Raw genomic sequence first — 24,403 nt, 5'->3', positions numbered from 1 at the left:
AAATTCAATTCTTGACAATGAAAAATTGGTCAGCAAACATTGGGGTATTGCTTTTTAAACAACTGTGAAAAAGATTTTATTACATCAGACAATCCCGTTTTAACATTAAATAGCGAAAATAGTTTTCCAGCAATAATTTATTTGCCAATACATCCTAAATGGTCAATTATTGCCTTAAAGAGAGCTTCTTTTAAAATTTCTAAAGATTAATTGATAGAAAAGATTATTGATTTATTAAATAAATATATGATAATGAATTGTAATAGAAAAGTATACTCAAAGTACCGTATAGATAACTTAAATATAGAGTTCTTAAAAATTGGATGACAGTAAGACCAAGACAAAAAAAATTGGTTTGATGATGTGTTTTCTATGCTAAAGTCTTTTAAATATCCTTTATTGAATTTGAAATTCTCATTTATTAAATAGAATATTGCAAACACCCCCAATAAAATTAATAACATTAAAAAAAAATCCCATTTACTAGGAAAAGCACATATGATCACAAACGACCAACTCCAAGACCTTCGCTCCCGCCTGGATGCGTTAAGGCAATATCTTTGACATTGCAGGCAAAGAAGTAGAAATCGCAAACGACGAAGAAAAAACATTCGACCCTAACTTCTGGAATAAGAGCCAAGAAGCAGAGTCGTTTATGAAAGTACTCCGAGGAAAGAAAAAATGGGTGACAGATTATAAGGAAGCAACCATCCTATTCGAAGACGCAGAAATCATTTACGAATTTTTCAAAGACGGCGAAGGAACCGCTGAAAATGTTGAAATGCGCTATAACAAAGTTGCAGAAGCAATTGAAGCCATCGAATTCAGAAATATGCTGAGCGAAGAAGGAGACTCCATGAGTGCCGTATTGCAAATAACGGCAGGTGCTGGTGGAACCGAAAGTTGCGATTGGGCGAACATGTTAATGCGCATGTATTTAATGTGGGCTGAAAAAAATCGCTATAAAGTAAAAGAACTCAACTTTCAAGCCGGGGATGTTACAGGAATTAAAACAGTAACAATAGAGATTGATGGCGAGTTCAGTTTTGGATGGCTCAAAGGAGAAAATGGCGTACATCGATTGGTGCGTATTTCGCCATTTGATAGCAATGCAAAAAGACACACGAGTTTTGCCAGTGTCTACGTATATCCATTAGTTGATAATACGATAGAAATTGACATCAACCCAGCAGATCTTTCTTGGGACTTTGCAAGAAGTAGCGGCGCAGGAGGACAAAACGTGAATAAGGTAGAAACCAAGGCAATCCTTACCCACAAACCTAGTGGAATCATAATACATAACAGCGAAACACGTTCTCAATTAGAAAACCGTGAAAAAGCAATGCAAATGCTTAAATCTCAATTATATGAGATCGAGTTAAGAAAGCAGCAGGCACAACGCGCAGAAATTGAAGGAAAAAAAATGGCCATAGAATGGGGATCACAGATCAGAAACTATGTATTACAACCCTACAAACTGGTAAAAGATGTACGTACCAATCACGAAAGCACAAATCCTGATGCTATTCTTGACGGATATATCGATGGGTTTTTAAAAGCATATTTAATGATGATGGGGCAAGAAACGGGAAGTGATGATCCTTTTTAAAGCAGCCCCATTGCTTCTTCTCAAAAGCTATGGCGGTTTGCGGATGCTAAAAAGATCGTTTCGATGAAAGAACAAAGACAAAAGACTAATAAATTATTGCTTTCAAGCAAATATTCTAATTATATTAATCTGTGCAAAGCTTTTTTAATTCCCCACATAAGGGTTATTGAGATTAAATGAAAATTTAATGGAAGATACCTTGCGCGGCTATTTAGAGAGATACTAGGCCATATTTTAATTCAGCATCAATGGGTTTGGTAATTTAAAGTTAAAATAGATTTTGACTATTGGGGAGTATTTAATACATTAAACTTTTTCAAAATTTTAAAGTCATATTGCACACTATGAGTCTACGTTATAAAACTGCTTTTATTGCTTGGGTATTATTCTCTTTATTAAGTACTGCACAAAATCAAAACATCTCCAACGGTTTTATTTTTGAAGGGGAACCATATCTCGCAGTAAATCCTGACAATGAGGATCACTTGGTCATTGCTTGGATGGGCTTTGTAAATGCTAGTTCAAGAATTCAAGTTAAAGTACGTACTAGTTTTGATGCTGGAAATACGTGGTCCAACGGTATTGCCATACCTCATGTTTCTTCAGGATATACCTCTGCAGATCCTTCTATTGCTTTTGATGTTGATGGGAATGTCGTGCTGGCTTTTATAGATTTTAGTGGCACTGACAGCAACCCTATTGAAGGAGGAATTTACATAAGTAAATCAAATGATGGCGGACTCTCTTTCTCAAATCCTTTGGAAGTTTTAAATATAAACGTAATGCCCGCTCAACGCATTATAGATCGCCCATGGATTGTAATCGACCGCAGCAATAGCGCAAATCAAAATACAATATACGTCACCTCAATGAATGTTCGTGATTCACAGCCAGAGTTTCATCCTTATGTTTCTGTTTCAACCAATGGTGGTAGTTCTTTTACACTAAGAACCGTGGACAGATCGGGATGGCTTTCGGGAGATTTAATTCGGCAGCCGATGCCAACACCCGCTATTAGTAGCACAGGTACTTTTTATTCTGTCTATCCATCTTTTGTCTTTAGCCAAAATAAGATGGCTCAATATATCGTAGCTTCATCAGATAATGCAGGGAGTACATTTTCTTACAACACCGTTTTTGCCTCAAATGCAAGCAACTCAAACAATGACCCCTTGCCTAAAAAAGGCTATCTTTTAATAGACGATCCTAGTGATGCCAATCATTTAGCATTTCTATTTTTAAGTAATTTAAACGATGATTTAGATATTTATTTTACGGAAACTTTAAATGCAGGACTCAATTGGACAACTCCATTTAGAGTAAACGATGACCCCATCGCTAATGACCGAATGCAGGATTTAGTCTGGGGAGATTTTAATGAAACTGGAGCCCTTATTGTTTCATGGCGAGATAGAAGAAATGCTCCAACAAGCGGCTATGAAACTGCTTCAGAAATTTGGGCAGCCTATCGTGCCGCTGGCAGTAACACGTTTGAACCTAATTTTCAAATTACAGATGAAACGGTTGACTTTGACGACGTATTATTGAGTGCTGGAAATGATTTTATGGGAATACAATTGGTTAACGAAATCGTTCACACAACTTGGGGAGATCCTCGAAGTGGTTCGTTGAATATTTGGTATCAAAAATTAGCTACCGATGGCACAATCCTCTCGGTAACACAAATTGCCGCAGAACAGTTTCCAACTATTTTAGTATACCCAAACCCTGCCAAAGAAACTTTATTTATTAAAGCTAGGAATATTAAAAAAATCCAACTCTTTACTTCAGAAGGAAAAGAAATTTTAGTTTCACAAAATATATTAGGTCTAGAAACACGCCAATTAAATACTTCAAACTTAAGTGCTGGCGTGTATCACTTAAAAATTAGAACCTCAGAAAAAGAGTATTCTTATACATTCATTGTAGAATAAACTAAACTTGCGAAAGCAGGTTTCAGCGTTCCAAATAAATACCGTTATTTTGTGATATGAATATTGTACTCTTTGAGCCCGAAATCCCAAACAATACTGGAAACATAGGCCGTTTAAGTCTAGCAACAGCTTGTGACTTGCATTTAGTCAAACCATTTGGTTTTGAGATTACTGACGCTCGACTAAAACGAGCTGGCCTAGATTATTGGAAGCATGTAAATGTTCATTATTACCAAAACATTCAAGAGTTTTTAACAACACATCAAGATAAAAAAATGGCCTTTTTTTCGGTACGTACAGAAAAGAGCTATTTAGAAATTCCGTTTCAAGAAGATTTGTTTTTAATATTTGGAAAAGAGTCGGTCGGATTTTCCGAAGAAATTTCAGAAAAATTTAAAGAGCATTTGTACAAGATTCCATTGTACAGCAAACATATAAGAAGTTTAAACTTAGCCAATGCTGTGAGTATTGTGGTTTATGAAGGACTCAGACAACTAAATCAATAAAATAAGAATGAAACCCGCTACCCTAGCACAAATAAAAAAAGAGTTAAAGCAACGCTCTCCAGATGACATTGAAGCGCTATGCCTGCGATTAGCAAGATTCAAAAAAGAGAATAAAGAACTCCTTACCTATTTATTATTTGAAGCTGATGACGAGGAAGGCTATCGACAACATATTATAGAAAGCATCGATGCACTTTTTGACGGCATCGCGAACAACCATAGTTATTATTTAAAGAAAAGTGTGAGAAAGATTTTACGCGAAGTAAAAAAATGTGCTAGATATTCTGGAAATAAAGAAACCGAAGTACTACTACTAATCTACTTTTGTGATAAATTAATAAGCTACTCACCAACGGTTATAAGAAATACGACCTTGTACAATATTTATGACCGCCAACGTGATTATATTTATAAAAAAATTGAGACATTACACGAAGACCTTCAATATGATTACAAATTAGAATTGGAAGAATTACCTAAATGATTTATTGTTACTAACTCAAAACTCTTAAACAGAAAATGCTCCACTTAAAACTTGAAACTGATCCGCGTTGGGTAACTATTGTTGAAAGCAACCTCGAAGAGATTTTGACAGATCACGCTTGGTGTGAGCAAAAGGCCGCCACAAATGCGATTACTATAATTACATTAAATAGTCAGCACGAAGCATTGGTGACTGAATTATTAAAACTCGCTCAAGAGGAATTAGAGCATTTTCAAATGGTACACGATATTATTAAAGAACGCGGCTATACTCTAGGTCGCGAACGAAAGGATCATTACGTGAATCAATTATTTAAATTCACCAGACAGGGCGGAAATAAAACCCGCAATGAAGCTTTGGTAGATCGGTTATTATTTTCGGCAATGATTGAAGCTAGAAGTTGTGAACGCTTTAAACTACTTGCTGAACGTATAAATGACAAAAAGCTCTCAACATTTTATAGAGAATTAATGATTAGCGAAGCAGGACATTACACAACTTTTTTAGGCTTTGCTCGCAAATACGGTCAAGATATCGACGTAGAAAAACGCTGGCAAGAACTGGTGGCTTTTGAAGGAGAAATCATAAAAAGTTATGGTAAATCTGAAACTATTCACGGATAAAACATACCAAGATAAGCCCACAGGTTAATAAAATCAGAAAAAACAAAATAATAAATTTCAAAGTAGAAATGATCTCTCGAGCTACTGAAAATGAAAGACTACCTGCCGAAAGAATTGCAGAAAACGCAGGTTCAAATTTGGGCGAATTGGTGAGTGCCCGCGTGAGAATCTTTCAAATCACAAATCAAAACTCAGGAGAGGACTATTCTTGAGTAGGTGCCTTTAACAATTCTCCGAAAAAAAACAACTTCGATTGCTATGGAATTGACCTATAATGTGGATTGGTTTCACTGGTCAGTTTAGAAAAATAAACCAAACATACATATTAAACAATAAACGAATAAACCTTTAAATGACCACATTATACCACAATCCTAGATGCAGTAAATCACGCCAAGCACTGGCTTTGTTAGAGGATGCTAATGAGCCAGTAAATATTATACTATATTTAAAAGATATTCCTTCAGAAGCTGAAATTAAAACGTTGCTCAAAAAATTAAATATTCCTGCCCTACAATTAATTAGAACAAACGAAGGTGTTTGGAAAGACAATTATAAAGGAAAAGAATTGACTGAACCGGCACTTATAAAAGCAATGCACGAATATCCAAAATTGATAGAACGCCCTATTGCTATTAAAAACGGAAAAGCAATTGTAGGAAGACCACCGGAGGATATTTTGAAGGTTTTGTAAATTATTTAGCTTGTTAAAATCGTATGAAAAACGTTGTCTATTATAGTATTTTTTTACTCCTTCTCGCTTGCGGTGAAAAGCAGCATACTACTACCAATACGGGATCAAATAATTCTTTAGAACCTAAGGTTCTAAAAACGTCTCTCATACTTCTTGGAACTATTCAAGATGCAGGTTCACCTCACATAGGTTGTAAAAAAGAATGTTGTTCTTCACTCTTTAATTCACAAGATAATAATCGTAAAGTAATTTCTTTAGGCTTGTTTGATGCCAGTACAAATAAAAAATATATTTTCGAGGCAACACCAGATATTGCCACACAAATGAAGCTTTTGAAAAATTTTGGAGTACCATCAAAAAATGAATTAGCTGATGGGATTTTTTTAACGCACGCGCATATAGGACATTATACTGGCTTGATGTATTTGGGAAAAGAGGCCACAGATGCAAAGAACATTCCAGTGTTTGCAATGCCTAAAATGAAATCATTTTTAGAGTCAAATGGCCCTTGGAGTCAACTGGTTACTAGAAATAATATTGAGCTGAAACTACTACAACACAATACCCCAGTAGCACTCTCAAAAGAACTAGCAGTAACGCCTTTCATTGTTCCGCATCGAGATGAATTTTCTGAAACTGTAGGTTATAAAATACAAGGGCCGAATAAAAGTGCTTTGTTTATTCCAGACATAGATAAGTGGCGCAAATGGGACAAGAATATTGCAGAGGAGATTAAAAAAGTTGAATATGCCTTTTTGGACGCAACATTTTTCAGCGGAAAAGAGATTAATAATCGTGATATTTCACAAATACCACATCCCTTTATTATAGAAAGTTTAAAAGCCTTCGAACACCTATCGTTGAAAGAGAAAGGCAAAATTATTTTTATTCATTTTAACCATACAAATCCAGTTATTAATATCGAAAGTGAAGAAGCAAAAATAATTTTGGCAGAAGGGTTTAAAATTGGTCAACTAAGTGACTTTTTTGATTTATAAAATAAATTGAAAAAATTACCTTTTTCTTCTCCTCAATTTTTTCCTATTCACTTTACCCTGAAATTCCTTAGAATACTTTGTGAGCAAGCCGTGTACATTTTCCAAGGAAGTGTCATATAGTTTGCCATAAACAGGAGCCATCACATCAATCATTTTCTTTGACAGCCATAAACGCCTTAAATTATGCATTCGCGTTTCTAAATCCATCGTGCCGAATTTCATTCGGTTTAAATCGATCAAATAAAACTCGTAATGACCTTCAGCTATCTTCTTTATTAAGGTATTTCCAGGAGAATGATCTAAAAAATTAATTCCAGCTTCGTGAAGTTTAAATGAAAATGATGCGAACTGTTGTAGGATTATATCTCGTTCTGGATGCAATGGGTTGTGATTTAAAACTCTAAAGTCTAAATCATATTCCAAGTGCTCACTTACATAAAAACTTAGTTTGAGTCCGCCATTGTTTTCAACCGCATAAGCAACAGGCGCCGGAGTTTTGATTCCAAGTTCTCCTAGCTTTTTAGCATATTCAAAAGAGCGTTGGGCTTTACTTTTTCTTATATATGCATAGACCAAGCTTTGGAAAAAATTAGGTGTTTTAAATTTTTTGATATTTAAAATTTTGTCACCTACGGTAGCCTTTTTGATAATATTTCGTTCCCCCTTTGTTACGTACTGTTCATTTGACTCAAAATTGAGTAGCAGCGATAGGACCTTTTCATATTGCAGTGAATAGTCAGGATGAAGAATCAATTTTAAGTTCATTATTAAATTTTAATTAAATTTAAAAAATAGCTACTTTGCGAAGGTAATGGAAGTAAAACAAATACTGGTTATTCAAAATAAAAGGATTGGAGATGTGCTCATTTCTTCGGTGATTGCTAACAATATTAAGAAGGTCTTTCCAAAGAGCCACCTCACCTATTTGGTATACGATTATACGACAGGTGTTTTAGAACAGAATCCAAATATAGATGCGATTATTTCGGTTAAAGAGAGGGTGTTAAAGAAACCATTGGAGTTATTGAAAATGATTTATAGGATGCGTAAAACGAACTATGACATTATTTTTGACCCTTATTCAAAATTCCAAAGCAGGATAATTTGTCTTTTTTCAAAAGCCGAATATCGCATTGGATTAAAACGTGCACATAAAGAATTAAAACTTCCATTTTACACACACCCCATTAGCTTTTTAGAAAACCGAAGCAAAAATTGCGGTAAGGCAATTGAAGATCGAATTAATATGGTGGCTTCTGTTTTTGATTTACCGCAACCAGATTATGTTCCCAAAATAACATTAACTCAAAAAGAGCAAGCTTACAATCCAGTTGCAAATCTTAAAAAACCAGTTTTAATGTTGGGTGTTTTAGGGAGCACACCCCAAAAATCAATGCCTTACCTGTATATTGCTGAAATCATCAACCACATTACAGCAACCTATAATGCAACGATTTTATTTAATTATGCGCCACATCAAAGACCTGAGGCGATTAAAATCTATGAATTATGCAAGAACAAAGAATCCATTAATCTTGACATTTATGAAGATTCCATACGCGGCTTTATAAAATTAATGAACCATTGCGATATGTTGGTTTCCAATGAAGGAGGCAGTGTTCACATAACTAAAGCATTAGACAAGCCTACATTCACTATTTATTCTCCTTACGTTAATAAGGAACATTGGTGTAGTTTTGAAGATGGAAAGGCGCACGATTCCATTCATTTATTAGAAGAAAAACCAGACCTATTCAATACCTTCACATTAGAAGAAAGAAGAAAAATTGAAGAGAACCCAAATGAGTTATACGGTAAATTAACTCCTACAATGATCCTTGAAAAACTAAATCCTTTTCTTAAATACCATCTATCAAGCGCAAAAAAACAACTATGAATATACTCGATAAATTTCATCATTGGCGGAGAAAAATGCGTTGGAACAAGCAATATAGGAATGGGCGTTGGGATAGTTTAGAAAGCGAAAAAGAGATAAAACGATATCAAAAAATCATAGATTCCATAAACATACACGCTCCTAAGAATCCAAGTATTATGGATATTGGAAGTGGTGACGGTGTTCTTACATTAAGAATGCAAGAGGTGCCTTACTCCTATTTTTTAGGACTGGATTTTTCTAAAGTATCTATTGAAAAGGCACAAGTGCGTAATTTTCCAAATGCTGAATTTAAAACAGCAGACGCTATTACGTATCAACCGGAACAAAAATTTGATGTGATTGTTTTTAACGAAGCGTTTTACTACATCCCTGACACAAAAAAACAAGAAGTTCTAGATAGAATGATTGCAAGCCTTACCCAAAACGGAATCATCATCACCTCCATTTATAGAGAAGGTGAAGGTTGCTGGGAGTTTTTTAAAGACAACGCAATATTAGAAGAAAAGGATTTTACCACAGTCAATACCAATGAGGAAAAAAGGTATTGGAAGGTTGGAGTTTATTCAGCCATTACTTAGTAAGCAAAATGTTCTATAACTTTTTAGCCTATGTTTTCGGCTTTCTATCGTTTGGAGGTTTATTGGAACGTTATAGAATTATGACTTCTGATGCAGTAGATATCGCACCTCAAATATTTTGTTTGACCATTATGTCCCTAACGATGCTAATCCTATTTAGCGTTGATTAGATACTTTTGGCAAAAGAGTAAGAACATGTGAATACTTAATTCAAATGAAATAATTATTTTACTCCTCCAACAATCCCAAAGTCTGTCCAAACCTTGTTTTCAGATTGTGTAATCGCTCTAATCGCTTTGTTTTTTGCAATCATTTTTTCAGTAACATAGCCTCTTTCGTGATCTAAATGTACGGTTACAGCACTATAGCGTATCTGAATTCCTTGTACGTTATTATTAGTTAAACGCTCCCCCAATTCTCTGTCTTCTCCGCCATATTGCATCCGTTCATCAAAACCATTCACAGCCACAATATCTTCCAGCCATCCGCTTGCATTATTTCCATCCCAAGTAGGGCTGGTAGGTGTTATCGTATTTAGCAATACTTCTTTTGCGCCGTGAGAAGTAAGTTTATTTAGCTTGAAATTTTTCTTTTGACCATGTTCTAACAACCAATCTGCATCAAAACATGCCTGATTTTCAATATCTTCTTTAGCAACAGCATTGGAGATTTCTTTGTTTAATTTGTAATAACCACCCGACAAAAAATTACCTTTCTTTCTATATTTTAAATGTTTGAAAATAAAATCTTCCCGAGGTATACAATCGCCGTCTGTAAATATTAAATATTCACCATTGCTGGCCGATATTGCTTTATTTAGAATCTTAGTTTTTTGAAATCCGTGGTCTTCCTGCCAAACATGAATTATTTTCAAAGATGATTTTTGTTTAAAATCTTCAATGAGTTGTCTGGTTTCTTCTGAAGAGCCATCATCAGCAATTACTAATTCAAAACCTTTTACTTGCTGTTGTTCAAAACCCCATAATGCTTTTTGCAACCATTTTGGTTGGTTATAAGTGCTCACAATAATAGAAACTGGTGGATTTATTTCAGCATTCTTAACGATCCCCTGCTCAGTCCATTTTTTTTCTAGTTCTCTTGTTTCCTTTCGGATGGCTTGGTTCTTTTTAATAGACGCCTCATTTTTATATCCACGAGGATGATCTAAATGTACTACAATAGCATTATAGCGTATTTGTTTACTCTGAATCCCTAAATTGTATAGTCGCTCACCTAGCTCTCGATCCTGCCCTCCATATTGCATTTCTTCATTGAGCCCATTTACGGCAATAATGTCCTTGGTCCAACCCGACGCATTATGCCCATTCCAACTTGCATTAGTGGGTGTAATTAGATTTAAAACAGACGCCGTTACTGGTTTTGCGGTTAGTTTCTTATTCTTAAAAGACGTTTTAAGTCCATTTTCTTTTAACCAATTAAGATCAAAACAATTTTCAGCATAAATATCTTCTTTGGTAATTTTTTCAGAAATATCAATGGGTAGCATAAAATACCCTCCTGATAGAAAATAGCCTTCTTCACGGTACTTTACGTGTTGTTCGATAAAATCCTTCCGTGGAATACAATCACCATCGCTCATTACAATATAGGGAGTGCTGCACTTTAGAACCGCTTTGTTTAAAATTTGAGATTTCTGAAAACCATTGTCTTCGTGCCAAACATGAATGATTGGATAAAAAACTTCTTTTCGAATTCGGTCTAACAATGCCTTAGTTTCAGGATCTGAGCCATCGTCTGCTATAACAATTTCAAAGTGCTGATAGGTCTGATTATTATAACCGTAAAGGGTTTTTTCTAACCAATCAATGGCATTATATGTACTAATTATGATAGATGTATCAATCGCAGTCATAGTTACAAATATAGCAGTTTATTCAAGATTTTGAAATGAATGAAACTTAAAATGGAATATAGAATAGGGATCGCTCTGCTTTTGGTATATGGACCTTTAACCTTTTTTTTTAGAATGTCCAGACGCCGTATTCTAATCTAAATACCCAAGACGTTATGTTCTACTCGTCATATTCAAAAGTTTGCTCTTTACAGATCAAAAACAATCCTCTTTTTTTTAATTTAAGTACCTTCGCAGTATGCAAAGATTAACCGTCATTATTCCCACTTATAATGAAGCTGCCTATATAGAAGGTGCGCTTAAAAGTGTTTCGTTTGCTGATGAAATTATTTTAATTGACTCCTTTAGCGAAGATGAAACGGTTGCAATTGCAAAACCTTTTGTGACCAAAATTATCGAACGAGAATTTGATAATTTCAGTAATCAAAAAAACGCTGCTTTGTCACAAGCAACAGGAGATTGGATACTGTTTGTAGATGCAGACGAACGGGTTACACAAACCTTGAAATCTGAAATTATCGCAACCATTGCAAATCCAAAACATTCAGGTTATAAAATTAATTTTCCGCATTTTTATATGAATCGTTTTTTATATAGTCACAGTGACGATGTATTGCGATTGGTAAAACGAGAAGGGGCAGTTTACAAAGGGAATGTTCACGAAAAGTTAGAAGTTAGTGGAAGTATTGGCAATCTAGAAAACAAAATGCTTCATTATACCTACAAAGGCTTAACAAATTACATCACTAAAAAAGAAAAGTACGCCTGGTTTCAAGCTGAACAATTATATGCTAAAGGAAAAAAAACGACTTGGTTTCATTTGTGGTTTAAACCTTTGTTTAGGTTTTTTAAATCTTATATTATCAAAGGCGGTTTTAAAGATGGTGTCCCAGGATTAACAGTAGCTGCAGTTAATGCGTATGGCGTTTTTCAGCGTTATGTTAAGTTGCGTTTGTTGCATAAGGGGATGTCGTGAGTCGTGAAATAAAAAATTTCGTTCAAAATAAAAACGCTGTAATCAGATTAGCTTCCCCCACTTCAACTTCCTTTTAAAGACTGAAAGTGAAAATTCTCCTTTTACATCAATACGATTGATCATAAACCGATTTTTAAACGGAAATTTATTCACCCGGTTTCCAATCCTTAATCCGTAGCGGAACTGATGATTTTTCAACAGATTAACAAACTGATCTTTGTCAGGGTTGTTTCTCGGAAAATTTCCATAGGGATAGGCTAAAACCGTGGTAAATTCCAAGGCATTCTCAGAAACTATTTGAAAGCTTTTCTTCGTGTCTTCCTCTATTTCAGCAAAAGACAATTCATCATATTTTTTATGTTCGTAGCTATGATGTGCTAATTCAATGACTTCTGAGTCTAAAGAATGTAGCATTTCAGGGGTCATTATTTCCTTTTCTCCACTGTTCCAAGCATCAGTTTTCCCTATATGTTTCAATGTGATAAAGAAAGTAGCCTTTAATTTATATTTTTTTAACAATGGAACAGCATAAGATAACTGACTCACAAAACCATCGTCAAAGGTTATCATCACATTTTTTTTTGACGGTAGTTCTTTAAGGGTAAGTAACTCATTAAAGTGATACGTATGATATCCGTTTTCTGCTAGAAACTTAAATTGTGCTTCTAGTACGGCAGCAGAAATGGTAAGTCCTTCGCTTTTTGTTTCAGCGATATGGTGATACATTAAAATGGGAAGTCTAGACACAGTTTTTAGAAGTATTATCTTTGTAAAATTAGTATTTTTACCCAAATAACGAACCGCGATTGGAAAAGTTACCAAAAATTTCGGCAATTGCCATCACGCTCAACGAAGAAGCGGCGCTCCCTGCCTACATAGAAAGTCTTTATTTTGCTGACGAAATTATTATTGTAGACTCTAAAAGCATTGATAAAACCTTAGATATTGCAAAAATAAACGAAAAGATAACCGTATACCAACGTGAATTTGATAATTTTTCAGCTCAAAAGAATTTTGCCATTTCAAAAGCAAATCACGATTGGGTAGTGTTTTTTGATCTTGATGAAGAAATTACAAAACCACTCGCTTCTGAAATTATTACAACTCTTAAAAATCCAAAAGCCGTTGCCTATTATGTAAATAGAGAATTTCATTTTATGGGCAAGCGCATTAAATATAGTGGTTTGCAAAATGATAATGTGGTTCGACTTTTTGATAAAAACTACTGTCAATACAATTCAAATCTAGTACACGAAGTTTTAGAAGTTGATGGAGAAACTGCTATTTTAAAAAACAGATTACCACATTACACCTATAAGGATTTTGACAACTACACCTCAAAAATGCATCGATATAGTGAGTTGCAAGCGCAGATGCTCTATAAAAAAGGGAAGAAACCAACAGGGTATCATTTTTTCTTTAGACCTTGGTATCGTTTTATGAGCCAATATTTTTTACGCTTAGGTATTCTTGACGGCAAAGAAGGTTTTATATTAGCTTATACTAGTGCCTTTTCTGTATTTAAACGCTATGTACATTTGTGGCTTTTGTATCGGAATATTGATTGAACATCCCCTCTCAGCCTCCCCTTTGAAATGGGTTAGGAAGATGTTCAAGGCTTAATAAAACAAAACATAAATCAAAGTTACCCCACTACTCGGGCATCAATATGAAAAAAGTCTTCCTAGAATCACATAACTTAAAGAACCTATTTACGGGTTTTGGACAGTTCAACTTTCATTTGATTAAAGGATTAGCAGCACAACAACCCGAAGGCATACAACTAATTTTACACGGGAAGAATGTCGAGGATTTAAAGAAAAATTTTGGGGAAGATTTCGAATATAAAAAGTACCACAGTATTACACGACACAAGCCATTCAGAATTAAGAAAAAATATGATTTGTGGCATTCACTCAATCAAAACATTAAGATTGAACCATTCTACAATATTCCATATTTACTTACTGTACACGACATTCATTTTATAACGGAAGGGTCTGAAGGAATGCAACAAAAGCTAAGAGAACAGTTTGATCAAAAACTAAAACGAAGCAATGCTATTGTCTATATCTCGCAATTTGCGAAAGAAGACACCCACAAGCATTTTGACGTTCCCAAAGTTCCTGAATATGTTATTTACAATGGGAATACCATTACCGATGTTTCGGTTTCTAAAGACTTCAAACCTTCGGTACTAACAAATCAAAAATACTTGTTTAGTATTGGAGACTTTAGTCCACGAAAAAACTTTAAAACCTTGGTTCAAATGCTTCCCTTACTTCCTCAATATGACTTAGTTTTAGCTGGAAGTAACAGTTCTATATACGCCAAAGAACTCACGCAACTAGCACAAGAATTGGGAGTAGGAAATCGTATTTTTCAAACAGGAAAAATTGATGATACAGCAAAAAATTATTATTTAAAAAACTGCGAAGCATTAGTATTCCCAAGCTTACGCGAAGGATTTGGCATCCCTCCTATTGAGGCAATGCGCTTTGGAAAACCTGTCTTTATAAGCCATAATACCTCCTTACCCGAAATAGGCGGTGAACATAGTTTCTATTGGCACGATTACAATCCAGAGAATATGGCAGAAGTATTGATCGATGGAATGTCAAAATACACCGCAAATGAAGAGTTCTATAAAAATTGGTATGTAAATCGTGCACAGCATTTTAACTGGAACGAAACAGCCAAGCAATATATGGAGGTGTATCGTTCGGTTTTAGGAATTGATTAAAGTAAATTGTACCCGTGAAAGATATTGCTGTAATACTTATAAATTATAATTCTTCTAAATATACTTTAGAGTGCGTTGACACGGTTTTAAAAAAGACCAACCCCAAACTTTCTATCGAAATTATAGTTGTAGATAATAATTCTGAAATTGAGGATTACAAGAATTTAAAAGATTCGTTTCCTCAGAAAAAAAATGTAGCGCTTCATCGCAGTGTTATTAATACAGGATTTGGAGGCGGAAATATGTACGGTGCACAATTTGCAAATGCACAGTATATTTTATTTTTGAATAATGATGCAATGTTGATAAACGATGCCTTAGATATTTGCAAAGGATATATGGATTCAAACCCCAAAGTTGGTGTTTGCACCGCACAGAATTATGACGAGAACAATAATTTTATTCCGTCTTTTGATCATAATAAGGGATTAAGACGCTTACTTTTAGGCAGAGGTTTTCTTGAAAAATCAAATCCGAATCGCTATCCAAAACGAAAGCAAGAATACACTGCTCCCTTAAAAGTTGATTGGGTAAATGGTGCATTTCTATTCTTTAAAACTGACGTGTTTTCAAAAATAAGTGGTTTTGATACGAACATTTTTTTATACTGGGAAGAAATGGATATTTGCCATCGCCTTAAACAAATAGGATTTGAAAGTGTGTTACTTCCGAAGGCAAAAATCTTACATTTTCAAGGGGTGAGTATTGCTGTTTCCAAAGAAATCAATAAAGAAGGGTACCGTAGTTTTTTATACAGTACCCGCAAAAACTTTGGAGTTGTTAAATACAATTTGATACGAGGATATCTTACCTTTGTATTACTTTCAAAACCAAAAAAATGGTACTTAGTACCCACAGTTATTTCAAGTGCGATATTAAAAAATTCGCTTAAACAAAAACAAAAAATACGGTATATCAATGAGAACTGAAATTGAAAATGCATTAGCAGTATTAAAACGCGGAGGCCTTATTTTATACCCTACAGATACTGTTTGGGGAATAGGTTGTGATTCTGCTAACCCTTCAGCAATTGATAAAGTTTACAAACTAAAGCAACGAATCGAAACAAAAGCAATGATTTGTATTGTACACGATTTTAAAATGCTGAATGAGTTTGTGGAAGAAATTCCCGAAGTAGCCTATGACATTTTAAAATACGCTTCCAGACCTACCACTATTATTTACGACAACCCTATTCGTGTTTCAGAAAACATTATTCCGGCTGATAATACTTTGGCCATTAGAGTTGTTAAAGACGAGTTTTGCGAGAAATTACTCCGTAAGTTTAGACGGCCTATTGTTTCTACATCCGCAAATGTAACAGGTGAGCCAACGCCTCTTTCCTTTAGTGAAATAAGTGATACAATTAAGGATGGTGTTGATTACATTGTTAACCTTAATCAGAAAAATAAAGCGGGCAAATCTTCCGCAATTATTAAACTAACCTTGGATGGTCAAGTTAGTGTAATTCGTAAATAAATCACACAGCCATATCTTTATGTCTCTGTGGTGCGCTATTCACAAGCAAGACATAAGGAGCCAAACTGAGATATGTCTCTGCTTATCTTGTGAAAATTTCAATGGCATTTTACATTGTCTTTTAATTGAAAACACGGCATTATCTTACTTTGGTAGGCTCCATTTGACAACGTTAAAAATTTGATAATATATCAAAAAACTACCTGCTGCTGCAACATACTGCAACTTACTTTTTATACCTTTGTAAACCATAAAAAAATGCTTCTGTGTCTTCAATTTCGTATTCAAACGCTCTTAAAAACCCAGCTTTTAAAACCATAACGAAAGCCTCTAAGAACTTGGGTGTTGATGCCTATGTAATTGGTGGTTTTGTTCGTGATTATATTTTAAAAAGAGGCGATGCAAAAGACATTGATATTGTAGTCGTTGGAAATGGAATTGAACTTGCCAAAGAAGTTTCAAAGTTACTCCCAGGAAAACCAAATGTTTCTGTATTTAAAAACTACGGAACCGCGATGTTAAAGTCACATACTACCGAATTAGAATTTGTAGGCGCGCGCAAAGAATCCTACACTCCTGAAAGTCGTAATCCAGAAGTCGCTTCTGGGACCTTGGAAGACGATCAAAACAGGCGAGATTTTACCATCAACGCATTGGCACTTTCACTTAGTGAAGCTACTTATGGTGAGTTATTGGATCCTTTTGATGGGATTCAAGATTTACAACGTAAGATAATTCGTACGCCGCTAGATCCAGACATTACTTACAGCGATGATCCATTGAGAATGATGCGCGCTATTAGGTTTGCAACACAACTCAACTTTACAATTGAAGAAAGATCACTCCAATCAATTACAAAAAATGCAGATCGGATTAAGATTATTTCGAAAGAGCGTATTGTTGATGAACTTCATAAAATCCTGATTTCACCATTACCGTCCATTGGATTTGCATTATTACATAAAACAAAATTATTGTCTTTTATTCTTCCAGAATTACTTGCATTACAAGGAATAGACGAAAAAGAAGGGCAAAGACACAAAGATAATTTTTGGCATACGCTCGAGGTGGTAGACAACATTGCAAAAAATACAGATGATGTATGGCTTCGGTGGGCGGCATTATTACACGACATCGGAAAAGCACCAACAAAACGCTTTGATAAGAAAGTTGGCTGGACCTTTCACGCGCACGAATTTGTAGGCTCAAAAATGGTATTTAAGCTATTCAAAAGATTAAAAATGCCATTAAATGACAAAATGAAGTATGTTCAGAAAATGGTGTTAATGAGCTCTCGCCCAATTGTATTGGCAAGTGACGTTACAGATAGTGCAGTGCGCAGATTAGTCTTTGATGCAGGAGATTTCGTGGAAGATTTAATGACGCTTTGTGAGGCAGATATTACCACAAAAAATCCGAAAAAATTTAAAAAATATCACGAAAATTTCAAACAAGTACGGGATAAGATTTTAGAAGTTGAAGAACGAGACCATGTTCGCAATTTCCAACCACCAGTTAGTGGAGAGGAAATTATGAAAACGTTTAACTTGACTCCGTGTCGAGAAATTGGTATTATAAAAGATGCTATAAAAGAAGCTATTCTTGAAGGTGAAATTCCAAACGAATATGAAGCCGCCAAAAAATATATGATTGTGAAAGCAGCGTCAATAGGACTTAAAGTTGAAGAGTGAATTTTATAGCTGAAACAGAAAGATTGCGTTTTAGACCATTTCAATTAGGAGTTGAAGACGGCGTTTATGAATTCGCATCAAATCCTGAAGTACAAAAACTTACTGGGGATAAAAATGCAGTATTTAAAAACGACACGAGAAAGTTAATTACTGATATTTGGTTAAAAGATTATGAAAGTTACGGCTACGGAAGGTTTGCTATCATTCACAAAGAAGATAATAAAATCATCGGTTTTAATGGGATTAAGTTCTTAAAAGACATCAATAATTCTGATTTAGGCTACCGGGTCCTACCTAAGTATGTGGGAAAAGGAATTGCAACAGAATCTTCAAAACCAATCTTAAAATTTGCTTTTGAAAACATAGGTTTAGAGGAACTATTGGGATTTATAATGTTTGAAAATAATACTTCTGCTAAAGTTTTAGAAAAATTAAAATTTCAGCAAACTGAAATTAAACCCTTTCCAGGCGAGACAGAAAAACTTTTATGTACCACTTGAAAAGAGAAGACTATGAAATGTCTTCCAACAAAATGTAAACCAACTGAAGATAAATAGCGCAAGCATTCTATCTTTTGTATTATTAACTATTTTATACAAATGAAAGACAACAATAGGGTTATATACTGGTTACTAACTGGATGCACACTTATCTTTATTATGGTAGTGGTTGGGGGAATTACCCGTTTGACGCATTCTGGACTATCTATCTCTAATTATAAACTTATTTCAGGAACCATTCCTCCAACGAATGCGGTCGAATGGAATGAAGCATTCGAACTCTATAAAGAATATCCTGAATATCAAAAAATAAATAGCGGGATGTCGTTAGAAGATTTCAAAGACATCTATTTCTGGGAATGGATCCACCGTGTTATTGGACGTTTTATTGGATTGGTATTTTTACTCCCCTTTCTATATTTTCTAATTAAAAAACAACTCTCAAAAAGCACCTTAAAGAAATGTCTTGTTTTATTAGGACTAGGGTCTTTTCAAGGATTCTTAGGCTGGTATATGGTCAAAAGTGGTTTGGTAGACCGCCCAGATGTTAGTCATTACCGTTTGGCGATGCACTTAACTACTGCTTTTATAACATTTGCCTTCACTTTATGGGTAGCACTCGATTTAAAATTTCCGGAGAAAAAGGAGATTGATAAGAAATTTAGAAATCTTGCCATTGTTACGCTTGTTATTTTAGTGATCCAGATTATCTGGGGAGCTTTTGTTGCTGGCCTAGATGCTGGGTGGATTCACAATCACTGGCCTCTAATGAATGATGGAGCGCTTATTCACGAGACCGTTACTACAGAACAAACTCCTGTTTGGAGAAATTTTATAGAAGGAAAAAGTGGAGTTCAATTTGTCCATAGATACCTTGCCTACATTGTCGTAGGGCTTATCGCTGCGCTATGGTATAACGCCCGCAAGCTAAAGACTACAAGACTTCAAAATATAGGTTTAAACTCCCTACTCGCTTTAGTGTTTGTGCAGTTTATTTTAGGCGTTTTGACACTTGTTTTACAAGTCCCTGTAATATTAGGAGTGTTGCATCAAGTAGCAGCATTTTTCCTCTTAGCTGCAATGACATTTACCCTTCATAGGTTTAGTAAATAGCGGTTGAAAGTACTATCTTTGCACCGCTAATATTTTGAGTATATGATTTATCGTTTTAGAGTCATTTTGAATTCCCAAGATGAAGTTTTTAGAGACATTGAAATTGAAGAAAACGAAACGTTTGAAGATTTCCATAACGCCATAACACAAGCCTTTGGCTTTGAGGGACTAGAAGTAGCAAGCTTCTATGAAAGCAATGAGGAGTGGGAACAAAAAAAGGAAATTGCTCTTTTTGAAATGGGTGAAGGTGAAGATGCTGTCAAAACAATGGCAAACACAAAACTGAATCATGTCCTTTCCGCAGACCATCGAAATCTGGTTTATATTTATGACTTTATGTCTATGTGGACCTTCATTATTGAATTAGCAGATATTGCTGAACCAGAAATAGGAATTTTGTATCCTAATTTAATGTTCGCGCAAGGCGAAATTCCACTAGAGCCGCAAGATCCAGAATTCGTTTCAGAAAGTATGCACGGCGATGATCAGGACGATGATAATTTTGATGACGAATTTGATGCTGAAAATTATGACGACTTAGATTTTGATGAACATTGGAACTAGCCTTCGTTGGCAGTAACTTGGACGCAATTGTAATATGGCTTCAATACAATTCCGCAGAATAGACGGAATCAATCAGCAACCTTAGCCAACTTGCTTTATTAAAAAAAAATAAAATATCTGAAACCTTAAACCAGACAAAGACAACCTTAATTAGTCGAGGTTAGTGCTAAAGTCTCCGTATCACAACTCATAACTAAACATGATCAACCTCTATAATACACACATTGCCTCTCTTTCTATACACAGAGCAGGTAATAAAAGTAAGAACGAACCTTTAGTGCTTTCGAGTCAGCCATATCATATGGACGACGAAATCACACCTTTACTGAAGGAGTTTTTTCTGAAACCATTTAGAGAAAAAGAAGAGAATTATTACCAATTTGTCAATGAGGCAGATTTAGATTTTAGTGAAGTTTATGCCGCTGCTACGGCCATTTTTTCAGATCCTGAAACAATTCACGAAGAAAGTAAAAAGATCACAAAACACCTCTACGATCAGTCAACACATCCACATATTAAAGATGGTGAAGTATATATAGCCTATCTTGAAAATTTACAATTGGACAATGTAAAAGTAAATGCCATTGGTATTTTTAAAAGTGAACTAAAACAGGATTTCCTTCAATTTTCTGAAAAAGAAAACAATGTAACAGCCCATTTAGAGCGCGGTGTTAATTTGAATAAATTAGATAAAGGCTGTATTATTTTTGATGTAAATAAGGAAGAAGGGTATAAAGTGCTTTCAGTAGACAGCAATCGTTATGATGCCCGCTATTGGCTCGAGGGGTTTCTTGGTGTAAATGCCTTGGAAGACGATAACTTCCGCACGAAGAAATATTTAAAATTCTGTCAAGACTTTGCAAAAGATGTGGTATTGCCTGCGGAAGACAAAAAGGAAGAGGTCCTTTTTATGAATCGTGCTGTAAACCACTTTGCAAAAAATGATTTATTTAATGAAAGTGCTTTTGTAAATGAAGTGATTGATAACCCAGATTTAATTCCTGAGTTTAATCAATACAAAACAGAGCAAGGACCAAAATATAAAATTGAAGACCTTACCTCCTTCCCTATTGCAAATACTGCAGTAACGGCAGCAAGAAAGAAAATTAAAAATGTGATTAACTTGGATACTAATATCCAGATCAAATTAGATTTCATTAACCCAGAAAGCGCAGATAAATTTGTAGAAAAAGGCTGGGATGAAGAAAAGCAGATGTACTATTATTTAATCTACTTCAACAAAGAACAAAAAACTTAATTTGATTTTCGATGTGCCAGTTTCGATGTGCGGTTATAAGTAGTTAAAAATCTATACTTAATATAGATCGCTCCCCTTCAATTTTAAGGATTGTAGTATTTTATTATAACCCTTTTTAATATCTCTTTTAAGTCTTTCGGCTTTTGTTCTTTTAATAATTTCAGGTTCAAAACTCATGATTCCCCTACTTTCATTCGTTGGTTTATTTCTAGTTCGTTTTTCAATAAACAACATACTATCGTAGTAATGTAGACTATTCACAGTTTTTGTAAAATCGTTGGGTTGATACGAACTTTGTCTTGTATGAAATGCGTTTAATTGGTCAATGAAGTTTTTACTATATTCTATAAAGGTCCCTTTTCTTTGTATTCCTCCTCCATAAATCAACCAGTATGACGTGTGTAAATCTTCACAAAGATATACTCCATCATCCTTTACATGCGCAAATAGCTCTTCGTAGCTAATGATTTGTTGCATCATGGTATGCCCGCCATCATCAATCAAGATATCTACTTTTGGAATTTTTGCTTTTACCTCTTTCAGGAAATTTTTATCAGATTGAGAGCCAATAAAAATTTCTATATTTTCTTCTTCAAATTCTTTGCATCGAGGATCTATATCGATTCCATATGTTTTTGCCTTACCACCAAAATAATTTTTCCACATTTGCAAACTCCCTCCATGCGATATTCCTATTTCTAGCAGTACAATTTCCTTTCCTCTATACTTTGAAAAATGACGATCGTAAGCTTCAAAATAGTGTAGGTATTTGTCTATTAATCTACCGGAGTTAGCATCAAAATAGTTGCGTAAATAGTTCATAGAAAGCCAAACCTTTATTTTTTTGGAGTTTAAATATGCGAATTATAAAATAAAGCAAATACTTTTTGAAAGAGTGTTTTAAATCATAAAAGCCAGATTTTATTCTTAATTTTTATGCGGATATTTGACTTCATCCCATTTGAAGATCTGTTATTAAATAAGTATAACAACAAAAAGTGGAGCAAATAAATTTTAACTTTGTAACAAAATCAGACCCGTCTCGTCTCACAAGTATTAACCATTAAACCCTTCTCCCTTTTGGAAACAATTCTCGAAATTAAAAACCTAACTAAGAAATTTGGCCCCATAACTGCTGTTGATGACCTATCATTTAGTATAGAAAAAGGCAATGTATACGGCATTTTAGGCCCTAACGGAAGTGGAAAATCAACTACCTTAGGAATTGTTCTAAATGTAGTTAACAAAACCACAGGGAGTTTTTCTTGGTTCAATGGAAGTATTAATACCCACGAAGCATTAAAAAAAGTAGGGGCTATTATCGAGCGCCCAAACTTTTATCCTTATATGACTGCACGACAAAATTTAGAACTCGTGTGCAAAATTAAAGGAGTGAATAGCAGTCAAGTTGAAAAAAAACTTAAAGTAGTAGAATTATGGGAACGCAAAAACGATAAATTCAGTGGTTTCTCATTAGGAATGAAACAGCGTATGGCAATTGCTTCTGCCTTGCTAAATGATCCCGAAATATTAATTTTAGATGAACCCACCAACGGTTTAGATCCACAAGGAATTCACCAAATACGCGGTATCATAAAAGAAATCGCTGCACAAGGCACTACAATTTTATTGGCTTCTCATTTACTAGATGAAGTTGAAAAAGTATGTTCGCACGTAGTGGTGCTTCGGAAAGGGAAAAGTCTTTATGTGGGTAAAGTAGACGAAATGAAAGCGAGTTTTGGATTCGTTACTTTGAAATGTGACGATATGCCAAAACTTAAGACTGCTCTGGAGTCACATCCAAGCTTAGGAAAAGTAACCCAAGAAAATGAAACCCTCATTGCCTTTCTTACTGAGGAAATGGATGCCGCAACATTAAACCGCACCTTGTTTGAAAAAGGCATCGTACTATCGCATCTTGTAAAAAGAAAAGAAAGTCTTGAAGAACAATTCTTAGAGCTTACAAACAATACTACACAACAAAACTAACCGCCATGCTACGATTACTCTCTATAGAACTTGATAAAATAAAACGGAACAAAGCAGCAAAAGTGATTACTATTGTGTATTGCTTGCTCATAACTGCCATTTCTTTAATTGCATCCTATGAATTTGATTTTGCCGGAGTAAATTTTAGAATTGCAGATCAAGGTATTTTTAATTTTCCATTTATTTGGCATTTTAACGCATACATGGCAGCTTGGTTAAAAATATTTTTTGCGATCGTAATAGTTTCGATTGTAGCAAATGAATATAGTTACGGCACCCTCAAACAAAATCTAATTGATGGTTTGAGTAAAAAAGAATTTGTAGCTTCAAAATTTTTAGCCGTGCTACTATTTTCATTTATTTCTACCGTTTTCTTGTTTATAGTTTCAATGACTTTAGGCTTGTTTTTTAGCGACTTTATGGAAATTGGAATCATCTTTAGCGATATGGAATATCTATTTGGGTATTTCATAAAACTGGTAACCTTCTTTAGTTTTTGTATGTTTTTAGCGATTTGGATAAAGCGATCGGCTTTTGCCTTAGGTTTTTTAGGTGTTTGGCAAGTTTTTGAAGGCATCTTGTATATTGTCTTCAGTTATTTAAAGAATGTACACGAGATTAATCTAATCGATTCCGTTTACAACTTTTTGCCGCTCAACGCAATGTCAGATTTAATCGTAGAACCAATTACTCGTTTGGGCGGTGTGCAAACACTCGCCAATCAAGTGGGAGAAAGTTTTGATAAATCATATAACGTTCCTGCTCTTGCTATTTTTGTATGTTTGGCATGGACGAGTCTATTTGTCTATTGGTCCTATGTTATCTTAAAAAGACGCGATTTATAATTAAGTAAAAAAAGCCCCATCTCAAGGGATTTACAGGGACTTTAAT

The 24,403-nt window shown here is 34.7% G+C and carries 25 protein-coding genes and 2 pseudogenes; 22 read left to right on the top strand and 5 right to left on the bottom strand.

Annotated elements, in window-relative coordinates; translation table 11 throughout:
* Window positions 1–498: 498 nt before the first annotated feature.
* The 8 genes from prfB (at window position 499) to ABXT67_RS13125 (ending at window position 6,848) form a co-directional block, all read left to right on the top strand.
* A protein-coding gene (gene prfB / locus ABXT67_RS13160) for a peptide chain release factor 2 (RefSeq protein ID WP_415374503.1) occupies window positions 499–1,609 on the top strand; the annotation gives its coding sequence in 2 pieces (ribosomal slippage) (window positions 499–561 and window positions 563–1,609; 1,110 coding nt in all).
* A 344-nt stretch (window positions 1,610–1,953) separates the two neighbouring features.
* Window positions 1,954–3,543 (top strand): T9SS type A sorting domain-containing protein, encoded by a 1,590-nt coding sequence (locus ABXT67_RS13155; protein ID WP_415374502.1) that lies wholly within the window; start codon window positions 1,954–1,956, stop codon window positions 3,541–3,543.
* 56 nt (window positions 3,544–3,599) lie between these two features.
* Complete coding sequence (locus tag ABXT67_RS13150) at window positions 3,600–4,049, top strand: tRNA (cytidine(34)-2'-O)-methyltransferase (protein ID WP_415374501.1); 450 nt, start codon at window positions 3,600–3,602, stop codon at window positions 4,047–4,049.
* A gap of 7 nt (window positions 4,050–4,056) precedes the next feature.
* Window positions 4,057–4,533: a hypothetical protein gene (locus ABXT67_RS13145; RefSeq protein ID WP_415374500.1), complete on the top strand. Its 477-nt coding sequence runs from the start codon at window positions 4,057–4,059 to the stop codon at window positions 4,531–4,533.
* 35 nt (window positions 4,534–4,568) lie between these two features.
* Window positions 4,569–5,156 carry a tRNA-(ms[2]io[6]A)-hydroxylase gene (locus tag ABXT67_RS13140; protein WP_415374499.1) on the top strand — a complete coding sequence of 196 codons (588 nt, stop codon included), beginning with the start codon at window positions 4,569–4,571 and terminating at the stop codon, window positions 5,154–5,156.
* A 68-nt stretch (window positions 5,157–5,224) separates the two neighbouring features.
* Complete coding sequence (locus ABXT67_RS13135) at window positions 5,225–5,368, top strand: hypothetical protein (protein WP_415374498.1); 144 nt, start codon at window positions 5,225–5,227, stop codon at window positions 5,366–5,368.
* Window positions 5,369–5,508: 140 nt separating this feature from the next.
* A complete protein-coding gene (gene arsC, locus ABXT67_RS13130; protein ID WP_415374497.1) occupies window positions 5,509–5,850 on the top strand; it encodes an arsenate reductase (glutaredoxin) in 342 nt (113 codons plus the stop codon).
* A 23-nt stretch (window positions 5,851–5,873) separates the two neighbouring features.
* Window positions 5,874–6,848, top strand: coding sequence for an MBL fold metallo-hydrolase (locus ABXT67_RS13125; protein ID WP_415374496.1), 975 nt, complete (start codon window positions 5,874–5,876; stop codon window positions 6,846–6,848).
* A 15-nt stretch (window positions 6,849–6,863) separates the two neighbouring features.
* On the opposite strand, the gene ABXT67_RS13120 is transcribed toward ABXT67_RS13125, so the two are convergent.
* The gene (locus ABXT67_RS13120) at window positions 6,864–7,613 is read right to left on the bottom strand and encodes a lipopolysaccharide kinase InaA family protein (RefSeq protein ID WP_415374495.1); all 750 of its coding nucleotides are present in this window, start codon (window positions 7,611–7,613) and stop codon (window positions 6,864–6,866) included.
* Window positions 7,614–7,659: 46 nt separating this feature from the next.
* Between ABXT67_RS13120 and ABXT67_RS13115 the strand changes: the two genes are divergently transcribed.
* Together ABXT67_RS13115 and ABXT67_RS13110 are read left to right on the top strand one after the other, a co-directional pair.
* Entirely contained in the window at window positions 7,660–8,745 is a 1,086-nt protein-coding gene (locus ABXT67_RS13115) for a glycosyltransferase family 9 protein (RefSeq protein WP_415374494.1), read from the top strand.
* Window positions 8,742–9,326, top strand: a complete 585-nt coding sequence (locus ABXT67_RS13110) for a class I SAM-dependent methyltransferase (protein WP_415374493.1) — start codon at window positions 8,742–8,744, stop codon at window positions 9,324–9,326. Before ABXT67_RS13115 ends, ABXT67_RS13110 begins: the two co-directional genes overlap by 4 nt.
* 223 nt (window positions 9,327–9,549) lie before the next feature.
* Here the strand turns inward: ABXT67_RS13110 and ABXT67_RS13105 are convergent.
* Both ABXT67_RS13105 and ABXT67_RS13100 read right to left on the bottom strand, forming a co-directional pair.
* Window positions 9,550–10,347 (bottom strand): annotated as a pseudogene (locus ABXT67_RS13105) (glycosyltransferase family 2 protein); the annotation flags it as partial.
* A 33-nt stretch (window positions 10,348–10,380) separates the two neighbouring features.
* Window positions 10,381–11,199, bottom strand: a pseudogene (locus ABXT67_RS13100) (glycosyltransferase family 2 protein); the annotation flags it as partial.
* A 238-nt stretch (window positions 11,200–11,437) separates the two neighbouring features.
* Between ABXT67_RS13100 and ABXT67_RS13095 the strand changes: the two are divergent.
* A complete protein-coding gene (locus ABXT67_RS13095) occupies window positions 11,438–12,175 on the top strand; it encodes a glycosyltransferase family 2 protein (RefSeq protein WP_415374492.1) in 738 nt (245 codons plus the stop codon).
* A 42-nt stretch (window positions 12,176–12,217) separates the two neighbouring features.
* Here the strand turns inward: ABXT67_RS13095 and ABXT67_RS13090 are convergent, their stop codons facing one another.
* Complete coding sequence (locus tag ABXT67_RS13090) at window positions 12,218–12,922, bottom strand: polysaccharide deacetylase family protein (RefSeq protein WP_415374491.1); 705 nt, start codon at window positions 12,920–12,922, stop codon at window positions 12,218–12,220.
* 59 nt (window positions 12,923–12,981) lie between these two features.
* On the opposite strand from ABXT67_RS13090, the gene ABXT67_RS13085 reads away from it, so the two are divergent.
* The 9 genes from ABXT67_RS13085 to ABXT67_RS13045 all read left to right on the top strand — a co-directional run bounded on the left by ABXT67_RS13085 (window position 12,982) and on the right by ABXT67_RS13045 (window position 21,523).
* A complete protein-coding gene (locus tag ABXT67_RS13085; protein ID WP_415374490.1) occupies window positions 12,982–13,743 on the top strand; it encodes a glycosyltransferase family 2 protein in 762 nt (253 codons plus the stop codon).
* Between the two features lie 101 nt (window positions 13,744–13,844).
* Window positions 13,845–14,918 carry a glycosyltransferase family 4 protein gene (locus tag ABXT67_RS13080; protein ID WP_415374489.1) on the top strand — a complete coding sequence of 358 codons (1,074 nt, stop codon included), beginning with the start codon at window positions 13,845–13,847 and terminating at the stop codon, window positions 14,916–14,918.
* Between the two features lie 14 nt (window positions 14,919–14,932).
* Window positions 14,933–15,847 (top strand): glycosyltransferase family 2 protein, encoded by a 915-nt coding sequence (locus ABXT67_RS13075; RefSeq protein WP_415374488.1) that lies wholly within the window; start codon window positions 14,933–14,935, stop codon window positions 15,845–15,847.
* Window positions 15,837–16,397, top strand: coding sequence for an L-threonylcarbamoyladenylate synthase (locus ABXT67_RS13070; protein ID WP_415374487.1), 561 nt, complete (start codon window positions 15,837–15,839; stop codon window positions 16,395–16,397). The genes ABXT67_RS13075 and ABXT67_RS13070 overlap by 11 nt, the downstream gene beginning before the upstream one ends.
* 275 nt (window positions 16,398–16,672) lie before the next feature.
* Window positions 16,673–18,088, top strand: a complete 1,416-nt coding sequence (locus tag ABXT67_RS13065; RefSeq protein ID WP_415376994.1) for a CCA tRNA nucleotidyltransferase — start codon at window positions 16,673–16,675, stop codon at window positions 18,086–18,088.
* Window positions 18,085–18,588, top strand: a complete 504-nt coding sequence (locus ABXT67_RS13060; RefSeq protein ID WP_415374486.1) for a GNAT family N-acetyltransferase — start codon at window positions 18,085–18,087, stop codon at window positions 18,586–18,588. The genes ABXT67_RS13065 and ABXT67_RS13060 overlap by 4 nt, the downstream gene beginning before the upstream one ends.
* Window positions 18,589–18,687: 99 nt before the next feature.
* Window positions 18,688–19,701 (top strand): COX15/CtaA family protein, encoded by a 1,014-nt coding sequence (locus tag ABXT67_RS13055; RefSeq protein WP_415374485.1) that lies wholly within the window; start codon window positions 18,688–18,690, stop codon window positions 19,699–19,701.
* 42 nt (window positions 19,702–19,743) lie between these two features.
* Complete coding sequence (locus ABXT67_RS13050) at window positions 19,744–20,265, top strand: IS1096 element passenger TnpR family protein (RefSeq protein WP_415374484.1); 522 nt, start codon at window positions 19,744–19,746, stop codon at window positions 20,263–20,265.
* Window positions 20,266–20,464: 199 nt separating this feature from the next.
* A complete protein-coding gene (locus ABXT67_RS13045) occupies window positions 20,465–21,523 on the top strand; it encodes a nucleoid-associated protein (RefSeq protein WP_415374483.1) in 1,059 nt (352 codons plus the stop codon).
* Between the two features lie 57 nt (window positions 21,524–21,580).
* Here ABXT67_RS13045 and ABXT67_RS13040 read toward each other — a convergent pair whose 3' ends face one another.
* Window positions 21,581–22,345 (bottom strand): hypothetical protein, encoded by a 765-nt coding sequence (locus ABXT67_RS13040; RefSeq protein ID WP_415374482.1) that lies wholly within the window; start codon window positions 22,343–22,345, stop codon window positions 21,581–21,583.
* A 258-nt stretch (window positions 22,346–22,603) separates the two neighbouring features.
* Between ABXT67_RS13040 and ABXT67_RS13035 the strand changes: the two genes are divergently transcribed.
* Together ABXT67_RS13035 and ABXT67_RS13030 are read left to right on the top strand one after the other, a co-directional pair.
* On the top strand, window positions 22,604–23,512 hold the full coding sequence (locus tag ABXT67_RS13035) for an ABC transporter ATP-binding protein (protein WP_415374481.1): 909 nt from the start codon (window positions 22,604–22,606) through the stop codon (window positions 23,510–23,512).
* Between the two features lie 5 nt (window positions 23,513–23,517).
* Entirely contained in the window at window positions 23,518–24,357 is an 840-nt protein-coding gene (locus ABXT67_RS13030) for an ABC transporter permease (protein WP_415374480.1), read from the top strand.
* Window positions 24,358–24,403: the final 46 nt, after the last annotated feature.

Source organism: Patiriisocius sp. Uisw_017, assembly GCF_047731265.1.
Taxonomy (GTDB): Bacteria; Bacteroidota; Bacteroidia; order Flavobacteriales; family Flavobacteriaceae; genus Patiriisocius.
The sequence above is the reverse complement of the archived record's forward strand: the minus strand, read 5'-3'. Positions and strand labels throughout refer to the sequence as shown.